6 protein-coding genes are annotated in these 12,690 nt (G+C 42.2%); 1 reads left to right on the top strand and 5 read right to left on the bottom strand.

The window, feature by feature from the left end; translation table 11 throughout:
• Nucleotides 1–34: 34 nt before the first annotated feature.
• Complete coding sequence (locus ACQZ43_RS06305) at nucleotides 35–1,723, top strand: GLPGLI family protein (protein ID WP_430615109.1); 1,689 nt, start codon at nucleotides 35–37, stop codon at nucleotides 1,721–1,723.
• 76 nt (nucleotides 1,724–1,799) lie between these two features.
• Here ACQZ43_RS06305 and ACQZ43_RS06300 read toward each other — a convergent pair whose 3' ends face one another.
• The 5 genes from ACQZ43_RS06300 to ACQZ43_RS06280 all read right to left on the bottom strand — a co-directional run bounded on the left by ACQZ43_RS06300 (nucleotide 1,800) and on the right by ACQZ43_RS06280 (nucleotide 12,684).
• The gene (locus ACQZ43_RS06300; RefSeq protein ID WP_430615108.1) at nucleotides 1,800–3,158 is read right to left on the bottom strand and encodes a pyridoxal-phosphate dependent enzyme; all 1,359 of its coding nucleotides are present in this window, start codon (nucleotides 3,156–3,158) and stop codon (nucleotides 1,800–1,802) included.
• 175 nt (nucleotides 3,159–3,333) lie between these two features.
• Nucleotides 3,334–5,391, bottom strand: a complete 2,058-nt coding sequence (locus ACQZ43_RS06295; RefSeq protein WP_430615107.1) for a putative porin — start codon at nucleotides 5,389–5,391, stop codon at nucleotides 3,334–3,336.
• 92 nt (nucleotides 5,392–5,483) lie between these two features.
• Nucleotides 5,484–6,983: a RagB/SusD family nutrient uptake outer membrane protein gene (locus ACQZ43_RS06290; RefSeq protein WP_430615106.1), complete on the bottom strand. Its 1,500-nt coding sequence runs from the start codon at nucleotides 6,981–6,983 to the stop codon at nucleotides 5,484–5,486.
• 19 nt (nucleotides 6,984–7,002) lie between these two features.
• Nucleotides 7,003–10,239 carry a SusC/RagA family TonB-linked outer membrane protein gene (locus ACQZ43_RS06285; protein WP_430615105.1) on the bottom strand — a complete coding sequence of 1,079 codons (3,237 nt, stop codon included), beginning with the start codon at nucleotides 10,237–10,239 and terminating at the stop codon, nucleotides 7,003–7,005.
• An 897-nt stretch (nucleotides 10,240–11,136) separates the two neighbouring features.
• Nucleotides 11,137–12,684, bottom strand: a complete 1,548-nt coding sequence (locus ACQZ43_RS06280) for a RagB/SusD family nutrient uptake outer membrane protein (protein WP_430615104.1) — start codon at nucleotides 12,682–12,684, stop codon at nucleotides 11,137–11,139.
• Between the last annotated feature and the right edge of the window lie 6 nt (nucleotides 12,685–12,690).

Here is a 12,690-nt window from a genome sequence, read left to right as displayed (position 1 = left end):
ATTTTTATAGACTTTTACAAATTTCCCCGGTTTTATGAAACACCTTTACGCTTGTTTTTTACTCTTTAGCTGTCTGTATACGCCCCTTGCTTTGGCGCAAAAAACGTCGAATAACTTTACGGTAGAATACCAAACTTTTGACCGCGGTCGCCTTGTCGATGCGGACAATCCCATCTTGACAATAGCCAACGAAAAGCAAACATTGATCAGCACCTTAAAGGAATTTGAAAAAAAACAAGAGGCGTTTCCGTCCGAGGAATTCTATATCGATGGGGTTAAAAAGCAGTCGTATCAGCTTTCACAGCTGCACCTCAAAGAACGGGTGGGCCTGCGCCATAGCGGCGTAGACGATTCCAAAAAATACACGCTGAGCTCAGCAACCAAAAGAATACAGGGCTACCTCTGTAAAAGGGCGACCATCAACATCGACTCGGATGTGGTAGAACTGTGGTATACCACGGAAATTCCTGTAAAAGCGGGTCCCACTACCGTGGGCAGTTCCCTGGGCTTGGTGTTGGAGATGACCCGCAATAAGGAATTCCGAATTAGCGCTTCCAAAATCAACAAAAACATTCCGTTTGACATCGACAGCCATGTGAAGCTGGCCGACACACCGCTGTTTGACGAACCGACCTACAGCCAAAAAATATGGCTGAGTCGATTTATCACCGTGCCGGTTTTTAAGGATGAAACGATCCATTACAACACCGCTGCCCGTTCCAACGACAGCGTGTATCGCTTTGGCGCGGGTACGGTACTCGTGCGCAAGATCAAGTTTCCCGCTTATAAGCGAAACAGTCAGCTGTTTTTGGAGGTGAGCGAAACCTCCTTGGGCGACCCTACTAGCAGAACGGGCAGCGTTTTTATCATTCCCACTTACAATGCGGTGTCGTTTCTTGATGCGCTGCAGAAGGGCGTGGATATACTGCCGGTTTACAGCGGTGGAAATGGCCGAAAATACCCCGGGGTACACGCCACACCGACCTATAATCCTCCGATTGAATTGCTGCGCTTTTTTACGCCTTTTGGCATTGGCAAGTTCAACCACATTTCCATCAAAGACGTGCAGTGGGACCCTTCGGCACTCTACCGACAAGAGATTTCTGCCTTTGCGCCACTTTTAAAAGACCGCGAGGTTTATATCGGTATGTATATCGGCACTAACGATCCGAACGGTCACCGGGTATCGGCCAGTATCAGCATACACCCCAACGACTCACAGGTCGAGGAATTCACGTTTATGATGCCGTTGTTCAACACGGTAAACATCTTGGAAACGCAGGGCCAGGAGTACGCGACGATGTTTGGCGCAGACAAGGGCCTTACCGTGGAGTTTGAGCTGGAAAACGCCTTAAATAACGCTCAGTTGCGCTATATTACCACGGGTCAGGGCGGCTGGAATGAGGGCGATGAATTCAACCCCAGAGAAAACAAAATTTTTATAGACGGCAAGTTGGTGCATACCGCGATTCCATGGCGGGAAGATTGCGGTTCGTATCGGTTGATGAATCCCGCTTCAACCGCTTATAAAAACGGCTTATCCGCTTCGGATTTGAGTCGATCGAATTGGTGTCCGGGTACCGCGACCTATCCGATGTTGATCCCCTTGGGCAAGCTCTCGGCCGGCAAGCACAAAATACAAATCAAAATTGCTCAAGGTGCGTCTCAAGGCCGAAATTTTAGTTATTGGAATGTAACTGGGGTACTTACGGGTTACAACTAATAAAGAAGGGCAAGCGGGAATACCTCAATCGGTATTTCTCGCTTGCCCTTTTAAATCGGTCTCTTAGAATGTATCGCTATTTAATCGTGTTGATCAAATCGGTTTTGCTAATGAGGTTGTGCTTGCCGTCTTTGGTTTTTAACAAGACTGCCGCGTGTTGTTCCAACAACGGCGATACTTGATCTACCGGCGTATCTTCGTCGATTATCGGATAGGGTTTTCCCATCACTTCACGCAGGGGCGTATCGGCCATATCTTTGTCTATCAGGTAATGCTTTAACAAGGTGTCCTGATCAATCGACCCTACAAATCCAGTGCTGTCGATAACGGGTAGCTGAGCGATATGAAATTTTTTCATTCTTCCAATCGCATGGGATACCAACTCTTCGGTACGCGCGAATACCAAGGGCTGCGCTGCTTTTGTTTGTAGAAGATCTTTGGCCACCGCGATATGGTCGTCCAAATATCCCTGTTCCCGCATCCAATCGTCGTTAAACATCTTGCCCACGTAGCGGCTTCCACTGTCGTGAAACAAAACCACCACCACGTCGTCTGCACTAAAGTGCGCTTTTAATTGCAGCATTCCCTTGATGGCAGCTCCGGCGGAATTACCGACAAAAATCCCCTCTTCCAAGGCAATTCTGCGGGTGTATACCGCGGCATCTTTATCGGTTACTTTGGTAAAGCCATCGATCAGTGAAAAATCGACATTTTTCGGAAGTATGTCTTCACCTATACCTTCGGTAACATAGGAATACACTTGGTCTTGGTCGAAAATTCCGGTTTCGTGGTATTTTTTAAACACGGATCCGTAGGTGTCAATACCCCAAATCTTGATGTTTGGATTTTTTTCTTTTAGGTACTTTGCCGTTCCGGAAATGGTTCCTCCCGTTCCTACTCCAGAGATGAAGTGGGTAATTTTACCTTCGGTTTGCTCCCATATTTCCGGTCCGGTTTGCTCGTAATGCGCTTGGGCATTGGACGGGTTGTCGTACTGATTGACATACCAGGCATTGGGCGTCTCCTCGGCCAGTCTCTTGGATACCGAATAATACGAACGCGGATCTTCTGGTTCCACATCGGTTGGACACACCACTACTTCGGCCCCAACGGCGCGAAGTATGTCCATCTTTTCCTTGGATTGCTTGTCGGATATCACACAAATCAACTTATATCCCTTAACGATTGCCGCCAAGGCTAGTCCCATGCCCGTATTGCCGGAGGTTCCTTCGATTATGGTTCCGCCGGGTTGTAGTCGGCCGTCTGCTTCGGCATCGGCGATCATCTTTACCGCCATGCGGTCTTTAATGGAGTTGCCGGGATTAAAGGTTTCCACCTTGGCCAAAACCAAGGCTGGTATTTCTGCTGTTACTTTATTTAATTGAACCAAAGGGGTATTGCCTATGGTTTCTAAGATGTTTTTTGCGTATTTCATGCTATTGTTTTTTATGATAAAAGCTCCACAAAGATACGGATTGTGAAACTTTCTAGGATACTTGTTTTAAAACAGTCCTCCGTTGCGTGAGGGATGGCAGCGGCATCCTTTTGATTTTGTGAAAAATCAAAAGATATAGCGAACAGCCCGACCCGAAGGGCACGCCCCAAAGAAACTAGGTAAAGAAATTCCAAACCAATCCGAATCGGATGATAAAATCGCGGTAGGGATAATTGGGTGCGGAATAAAAATTGTAACCGGTCATCGACGAGTTAAAGTGCTCTGCTTTTAAATAAATTCGCGCGGTGCGCACTTTTAAATTGATAAAGAAATCCAGCACGGGATAATCGCCCATTTTGCGTTGGTCTTGCACATAGAAGTCGCCGATCAAGGGGTTGTAATCGTTGCCGTAATAGCTGCTAAAATAATTGAGCGTTACGCCGGTTTGAAACTTTAGGGCCTGATCGAAGAAAGCATCGGTATAGTAGAGCGTACTTCTCAACACCACCTCAGGCACGTTTAAAACCGATGCCGACTGATCGACATGTTGGTATAAAACCGTGTTGTCTAAACCCCATTTACCCACGCGCAAATCCTTGTTTGCCTGTATGGAGAGGTAGTTAATCGTGCCGTCGTATTGGGTGGGCTTGACCAACAATTGTACGGGCATACCCTCTTCGTTGAGCGCCTTTGCCGTGTTGGTAAAATAGATTTTATCGTTGATCACTTCGTATTTGGCCGAGATGTTTAACCATGGCGTAGTAGCGGAAGCGGTAAACTGGGTGATTTTTTCATTGTTGAATTGATTGCACCAGTTGTAGTTGACATAATCGCTTTGAAACAATTGGTAATTCAGATCCGGTGTTTTGTTGAGTTGCTGAAACCCGAAATCCATTTGAACGCGATCATTCCAATGGTATCTCAAATCGGCTTCGATATTGCTGGTATCGTCATTGCCCAGTGAATTGGCCACCAAAAGGGTTCCCTTCCATCGGTTTTTGTGGTAGGTGTATTTTCCGCCCAGCATGGTGATGTTTTTCTGTATGTGATCGGGCACTAGCTCATTGTTGATAATAGCGAGGCTGTTGTAGCGGTAGTCGTATTTTAAAAATTCGGTAAAGAACTCAAACCTTCCGAGTAAATCGGATTGGTAGGCTGCGCCTAGTTTGTTGTTAAACTGGTAGTACTTGGTGGTATTATTGATTTCCGATTGGAAGAAATTTCCAAATCGCAAGGGCTCGCCCGCTACACCTCCTGCCAGTGCATTGCTTTGGTAGTAATTGAAGAACTTGTCTTCGTAGGTGAGCTCATGCGTTAATAGGATGCCGTTTTTAAAAGACGAATTCAATTGGTATTGGTGGTTGACATATAACCGCTTGCCCTTTAATAGGGTTTCGACATCGCGAAAGTACACATTGAGCTGATCTCGCTTGTCAAAGGGGGCTTCACTGCTCTCGAAGTTGGTCAAATCGGTAATTCCACCGTTTTCCTGATTTAAGATGTCTTGCGCCGTTATATGAGTTCTTAGGCTGTAGCGTTTGTTGTTGGAGATATAGCTGGAGCCAATTTTAAAATTACCGGTGGATCCCAGTTGATTGATGTATTTTCCCAGAGAACGCATTCCCTTATAGCCGACAAAAAAGTTTAGGTTTTTACTGGTATTCACCGTTACAAAAGCATCTAAGGTTTGACCTTGTTTCATCACAGAACGGTAATACAAATCGGTATAAGGCGTTGGTGCCGTGTAGTAATGGATGTCTTCGATTTCGAGGTAATTGGAGTGCTTGGCATTAAAGCCCATACTGGGCAATACGGTATTCTTTTGGGCGCCGTAATTCAATACGTTATAGGTTTGTCCTTCATTGGCAAAAGGGAGCAAACCGAATTCATCTTTGCGCAGGTAATTCATCGCATAATACTTTTTTAAACTCAATGCGGTATCTACGGCGATGGTGTCGTTGCGCAGGCTGATGATTTTATAATCGGCCACAGGAGCCACGGAATCTTGAGCCACGCCCCCGCTTTTTGTCGAGGCTGTGCCGTTTGTGGTATTCGCGTCATTACCCTTAGTATCTATAGCATTCGGGTTTGCGGAGTTGGAGTTTGCCGTACTCAACCCGTTTCTCGCTCCCGCATTTACAGCCTTGTTACTACGCGACAAATCACGCGTTTTATTTTGTGCTGCTAAACCTAAAGAAACAAAAAACATTAAAACGAAAAGATACTTTTGCATAAAAAAGAATAGTTTGGACAAAGGTACTTTTATTTTTGAATAAAATAAAAAAAGCCATCCGAAGATGGCTTTTTAAAAAGGCTAAAATATAATTAGTTGTTGTAAACCGGATTATTAAGAATCTCCGCTTGAGGAACCGCTAAGGTCAATTTAGAATCGTCATAACTAAAAGTGGTATTTTTGAAATACAAATGGTTAGAACCATAAGTTACCGTACCTTTATTACGTTTGACAGCTGCATAAACTTTACCTTCACCCCAAAGCTCGATACGAGTTTGAAGAGCGATTTCATCTTTAAGTGCTTGACCACCTAATCCGCTTAGATAAGAAACATCATCTAATCTGATATTCATCAATTCAGTCAAGGTGTTGATTGCCTCTCCGTCTTGTCCCAAACGAGCAGAAACTTCTGCGTTTAATAAATACATTTCTTCTACTCTCAAAAAGAGGTAATCCGTAGTAATTAAACGTTGTCCTTGATGAACTCTAGCTGGAGCATAAAACTTTCCTACTGGCAAATATGCATTTACCCCAAAATTTCTTACAGCACCTTTGCTATCAGTTATTGGCTGATTAGTAAATTGCTCTTTACGCACATCCTCATCGGGAATAGCTTCGTACAATTCTTTAGGCATCCCTTTGGTATCTCCTACAGAAGCATAGCTATAGGTAAAGATATCCACTTGACCCCACCAAGAAACCAAGTCCAAATCGTTTTCAACGCCCAATGTAGCACTCCAAATCCAGTTTGGATTAGAAGTACGGGCATTAAATCCGCCTAACAATTGTTGTTTTGTAGCCAATGGATACTCTGCCATAACCTCAGCACTCAATCTTTTCGCTTCTGCTAAATCTTGAGCAGTCCCACGTGCCGCATAAACATACGCCAAAAAAGATTTGGCTACATTTAAATTGACATTTTTTCCACTTGTAATTCCCGATGCTTCAAACAAAGAAATCGACTCGGTTAAATCTTTAACCATTAAGTCAAAAACCTCTTTGGTATTTTTGGCAGGTAAATTCACTAAAACGGGTTCCGTATAAACTGGAAGTATCTTCTCATTGGCGTCATAGCCTTTGGTATAAAGATTCATCAAATTATAATACATATACGCTCTAAGTGCTTTGGCTTCGGCAACTACTGCTTTTTCCGTATTATCCTCAGGAATTACGTCATTACCTCCTGAAGAGGCAATTACGTTGTTCGTTCCACGAACCATATAGTAATAAAAACGCCAAGGGCCGTAATTGGTTAGGTTGGCGTAGTTTGCCGTAGCTGTTAGGTTGGCAATATCGCGGTACCATCCGTAAATGGCACTGTTTAAGTTCATATCACCCGCCAACATATCGCTATAGATGTCGTAGCCCTTCTGTCCAAAATCATCATGTCTAGTAGTACCACCTGAAAAGGTTTTTACATTATAGGCATATAAACCGTTTAATGTGGCAATAGATAAATGGGGAGAGGTTGCGGATATTTCATCTATTCTGTCCTTGGAGATAAATCGGCTAGAATCTAACTCTAAAAAATCTTTAGAACACGCACTTAGGAATAATCCTGCTCCAAGTGCTATCATTAGTATTTTTTTCATAATCATTCAATTTTTTAAATTAAAACTTCACTTTTACACCGCCTGTAATCGTAGAAAGCGGTGGGTATTGATACATGTCAGAAGTACCAAACTCCGAAGTTGCCGGATTAAATCCATCACGTTTAGTGAATAAGGCTAAATTATCACCAGACACAAAGAAACTCAATTCTGCAAGACCTAACGACTGCGTAAATTGCTTAGGAACATTATACCCCAATCTGATGTTGTTAATGCTCAAGTAATCTGCTTTAGTCAAGAAACGCGTAGAAGCGGATCTAACGTTGGGATCCAAATCACTAGAAATTCTAGGAACGTCTGTGATGTCTCCCGGTTTTTGCCATCTGTCAGCAATGTCAGTATGCCAGTTGTTTCCACCTACTTGGTCGTTACCCATCAACATCGCATAAGCGCCGTCATAAGCATAACCTCCTACACTGTACAACATTTGTACACTTAAGTCCCAACCTTTATATCCTGCATTCAAAGCAAAAGCACCTCTCAACTTAGGAATTGCAGATTTCCCTACAAAAGCCTGAGTCGCTTGACCGTATGATTTTGTAGTTTCTTTGGTCAATTGCCCTTCCATTTCTGGATTTTCATTTAAAAAATCTACTAAAGAAGTCACGTATTGAACTTTGTCATACTGATCTTTATAGGTGTAGGTATACCATTGTCCTTGCCCTGTTTCCGGATCGACACCAGCCCATTCACGCATATAAAAATCACCCAAAGAATGTCCAGCAGCTCTACCAAAGTTACCGCTAATGTCTAGTGGTTTATATTTACCTGTTGACGGGTCATTTGGCATTCTTGTCAATTCATTCTTCACATGTTCCCCATTGATATTGATATCTAGGTAAGCATCTTTAGTTTTCAAGATATGACCCGTAACGTTAAATTCAATCCCTTGGTTTCTCAAAGAACCGTCGTTGGCTGTAATAAGAGCAAAACCTACTGAAGGTCCTACACGACGATCAAAAATCAAATCATCGGTATTTTTTAAATAGTAATCAACCGAGATGTCTAAATATTTACCCAAACCGAATTCAATACCCGCTTGGAACATTTTAGATTTTTCCCAAGTTAAATCGGGATTTCCAACTTTATCTTCATAAATAGCTAGTGCTCCACCATAATTGCCCACTTGCCAAAGATGTTCACCTGGATGGAAAGCTTGAACGTCTATTCCGTCAATACTCACATACGAAGTTTGATCTCCCGTTAAACCGTAACTCGCTTTTAACTTTAAGTTAGAGAATACCGATTGGTTTTGCATAAAGTTTTCTTTAGAAACCAACCAAGCTCCACCTAGAGACCAGAAGTTACCCCATTTCTCCTTTTTAAAGATAGAAGATCCATCACGACGTGCTGTAGCTGATAGGAAATAAGTTCCTTCGAAGTCGTAATTCACTTGTGCAAAGTAACTCTCAATGGCATTTTGATTTTTCCATCCAGAAGCTGGAGTCATCATAGCACCATTGTTCAATTGTACAGAACCTGGATCTGCTAAGTCATATTGTCCAGCAGACATTATACGGTTTTCGTAATAATTATTCTCGTGTGCCGCCATGATTTCTAAACCGTGAGCTCCAAAAGATTTTTTATAACGCAACATTTTTAAGAAGTTATAAGTAAAAACTTCCGATTTTGTTTTGTAAATCGATCCACCTTGAGAGGCAGAAGAACCATAAAATCTATTATTCAATAAATCTCGTGTATTATTATAATACTGTCCACCGATAGTCGTTTCAAAGGTCAACCCGTCCGCTAAATTTATTGTAAAGGCAGCGTTGGCGTTAATTTCATCTTTGGTATTCTTATCTTTTCCTAGGGTAGCATCTGCAATAGAGTTGGTTAAAGCACCAAATCCACGTTGGTCCTCTCCATAATCATATTGGTACCCACCATAGTGAGGCTCTCTTATCTTTCTACCCGCTTTATCACGTAAATACAATGGGTAAATAGAAGGGATATTGTCCGTAAACCAGAAAACACTACCAGAGTCTTCCGCTTGTCCAGCTCGATTAGACTCCGAGTGAGCATAACCGAAATTCATCTTAGCCTCTAACCAATCCTTAGGTTTGTGTACCAAATTTAAACGGGCACTAATTCTTTCGTAATCTGAATTGATTGAATAACCATCATCTTTCAAATACCCCAATGAAGTAAAATACGAGGTATTTCCAGAAGAACCACCCATTTTTAAATTGGCCTCAGTTCTAATAGACGCTTTAAAAGCTTCGTCTCTCCAGTTTTCAGGTGTGTATTTTCTAGTAACACCAGCGCGTACTTTTCCTGTTGCTGGATCAATTAACTCACTTCCATCGGCTACATTCCACATATTGTAAGAAGGAGAAATTCCGTAATCCGTATTAAAAAGCTCCTCATTAGCAAAACTAATGATGTCCGAACCTTTTAATCCTGCACCGTATTCTCCATAATTGCGAACCCCTTCCCAAGCGTACTGAATGTACTCTTCGGGTGAAGTAACCACACTATATCTCGGTAAGTTTCTCCAGTTTACACCGGTTTTCGTCTCTACTTCAATATAAGATTCTTTCCCTTTACCCGTTTTGGTATTGATTAAAACCACCCCATTTGCTCCACGAGAACCGTAGATTGCCGTGGCCGTTGCATCTTTTAAGACAGACATGGATTCGATATCCGCTGGATTAATAGAACTCACACTGCCAAAGAAAGGCGTTCCATCCACTACATATAAGGGACTTCTGTTTCCGTTTACCGATCCAAAACCACGAATACGAACCATTGGCTCTGATCCAGGCTGACCTGATTCGGTAATAACACGTACACCAGCAGCTTCTCCGGCTAAAGCCTGAACAGCATTGGAAACGTTTTTAGCTTCGATTCTCTTGGAATCAACTTGTGAAGCGGAACCGGTAAAAGACTTTTTAGTAGCCGTTCCGTATCCAACGATCATCACCTCTTCCAAAACAGCGGCATCTTCTTCCATTGCAACATTTACAACGTTAGAAGCACCAACAACTTTGGTTACATCTTTTTGTCCGATAAAAGAAAACACCAAAACATCCCCTTGTTTTACCTTTAGGGCATATTTCCCGTCAAGGTCGGTTTGGGTACCGGTTTGCGTTCCTTTAATCACTACTGAAACCCCAGGCAAAGGAAGCCCAGACTCAGAAACAACTCCCGAAAGAGTTTTTTCCTGCGCAATCGACAATTGCACAGAAAACGCCAATACTAGTAGCGTTAAAATCCATTTAAACTTCGATTTCATTATTGAATTGAATTAGTTAGTCTAACAAACTTACTAAAATTATGTTAGATAATATATTTTTAACATTCGAAAACCCTCAATAATCAATCAATTACGCTATAATTAGTGTATAAAAATTTTGTTTTTTATAATTTAATCACAGTAAAAACTTCTTTAACAGCTGCTTTTTTAAATATTATGAAATAGACACCCAATTTTAACATAGATATATCAATTTTACTAAAATTACTTGAATTGCTATATTCCTTGCTCTAATGGAGTACATTTTTTCCATTCTCATCGCAAAACTGGCTCTTCAGAAAGACTCTTTCTCTCTGGGTATTTACTAGAACCCACCGATATTTAACGTTAAGCTATCCTTCCCGGAAAAAATCACATTTAGTTGGGGTTTTTGCAAATTTCACCGTTGCCAGAAACCAGCGTCCAATAAATCACTTCTCATGAAAATAATTTCTTGCAATACCAGATATGGACAGTAAAATCACCTAGCTTGCACGGAAGCCTTTCGCTTTATAAAACTTCCCTCAATAAGTCAAACACCTCATGGAGCACCTTGAAAAAACCTTTTTAACACAAATACACTGGATAATATAATATACTGATTTTTACACAAAAAATAACTGCGTGAAGTAAAAAAACAGCGACTCCAAATACTTTGCGATATTTAAGAAACTGTTAAAAACATAAGCGTTTACCGCAATAATTGGCGAGAGTGGCTCAATCCAACAAATTCCTTTTACCGTCACCTTGATTGAGTAGACTAGTCCTTCCTTTTAAATAAAAGACACCATTTTACTATATCTTAGGGAACTTCTCTATTTACGATTGTTCAGAACAGTCCTCCAAAAAAATGAGCTAGCCCGAGATCCGGACTAGCTCACAAGCATTTTGAACTAATCAATCTAAAGTTTCATTAAAATCCGTTTCTTTAGATGGCGTCTTCCACGTCCATTTATGATCGGCATTGGCTTCGATTTTAACGGCCAACAGATCGGGATAATTCCCCCCATCAACCACTTTTTTCCTATCGATAGAAAGGTTCCATCGCTTCATGTCGAACCAATCAAATCCTTCACCCCACAATTCGATACCTCTGTATTTGACCAATTCTTTAAACAGCAAATCTCCAGATAATGAACAACTGTAGTTGGGATCTCTCCCCGACTGTCTGTTTAATTCTTCCAGTAAAGTTGCGGCCGTACCTTGATCTCCGGAAAAGAACTTAGCTTCGGCTTCAATCAGCAGCATTTCGGCAGAGCGGAAGTGATTGAGATGCCCCACCCCCGGCATGTCGTTTGCTTTAATCTTAAACTGCATATAAGCAGCAACAGCTGCATTGGATTGAAGATCGGGAAAATTTGCTCTGGTCGCTTTGTCCAAATCCGAACCCGCGGTTACCAAGCCCGTTGAGGCTACGAACTGTCCGTCAAATCCACTTGGATTCAAAAACAAGCCCTTGCGCAAATCGGTATCTGGAATTTGCTCATACAGTTCTTTACTCATTCTTTTCGGATATAACCGCACGGCAGAAGCAGAAGAGTTGTAGGCAATCATCGCTTGATACGAATAAAAATACAGCTGCTCGTCGGAAGCGCCATAGCTACTCCAAATCCACTCTGCATTCGGATTAGCAAAACCTGCGAGGTATTCGGAATTGGTCATCAGTCGGTATTTCGTCCTAGCCAATCCCGCTTGATCGGCAGCCGTCGTATAATCTTTTCTCGCCAAAGCAGCTCGCGCATAAATAGCATGGGCCACACTTCCGTCTATCTGATGGTTTGCTCCGCGCACGTATTTGCTGTCGTCAAACAGCAGCAATGCCTGATCTAAATCGGTATAAATAGCGGCATAGATATCCTTTAATGGCGATAGTGGCAAACTCACCGCATCATCTGGAGACGTTCTCAAAATCAAACAAGGCTGCATGCCGTTATTGCTGTCGTCCCAACGGTATCCATATAATTGTGCCAACATCGTATAACTGTACGCTCTATAAGCCAAGGCTTGTGCCTTTAGATATTTCTTGTCTTTATCCGGACCTTCAACCTCATCTACTTGATCGATAATCACATTGGCATTGGTAATGATCATATAGTAATAATGCCACGGATAATAATTGTATATACTGGTGATATTGTCAAAGTACTGTCCATTAATCATCGGCGACCAGCCGGGTAGGTTCACTCTAAAGTTGTTTCCGGAGTATTCTCCATAATACATTTTAATGGTTCCCTCTCCGCTAAATCCCTGAGTGACCAAGTGTTGAGAAACCATGATTTTCGCCAAGCCATTTACCGCCATTTCCACGTTTTTAGTATTCTCAAAGACCGTGGTCGGTGAGGTCTCGTCCGTTGGATAGGTATCCAAATAATCGCTATTACACGCTCCGACTATCAAAGCGAGCAAAGCAATAAAAGCTGTTTTATTTATGTTTATAATTTTCATTTCATC

Origin of the sequence: Flavobacterium sp. JP2137, from assembly GCF_050562195.1 — a bacterium.
Taxonomy (GTDB): Bacteria; Bacteroidota; Bacteroidia; order Flavobacteriales; family Flavobacteriaceae; genus Flavobacterium.
Note: the sequence above shows the minus strand (reverse complement) of the source record. Positions and strands in the feature narration are given on the sequence as shown.

Coding starts and splice junctions, on each gene's coding strand:
- ACQZ43_RS06305 (WP_430615109.1), top strand. CDS start 35: ATGAAACACCTTTACGCTTGTTTTTTACTCTTTAGCTGTCTGTATACG.
- ACQZ43_RS06300 (WP_430615108.1), bottom strand. CDS start 3,158: ATGAAATACGCAAAAAACATCTTAGAAACCATAGGCAATACCCCTTTG.
- ACQZ43_RS06295 (WP_430615107.1), bottom strand. CDS start 5,391: ATGCAAAAGTATCTTTTCGTTTTAATGTTTTTTGTTTCTTTAGGTTTA.
- ACQZ43_RS06290 (WP_430615106.1), bottom strand. CDS start 6,983: ATGAAAAAAATACTAATGATAGCACTTGGAGCAGGATTATTCCTAAGT.
- ACQZ43_RS06285 (WP_430615105.1), bottom strand. CDS start 10,239: ATGAAATCGAAGTTTAAATGGATTTTAACGCTACTAGTATTGGCGTTT.
- ACQZ43_RS06280 (WP_430615104.1), bottom strand. CDS start 12,684: ATGAAAATTATAAACATAAATAAAACAGCTTTTATTGCTTTGCTCGCT.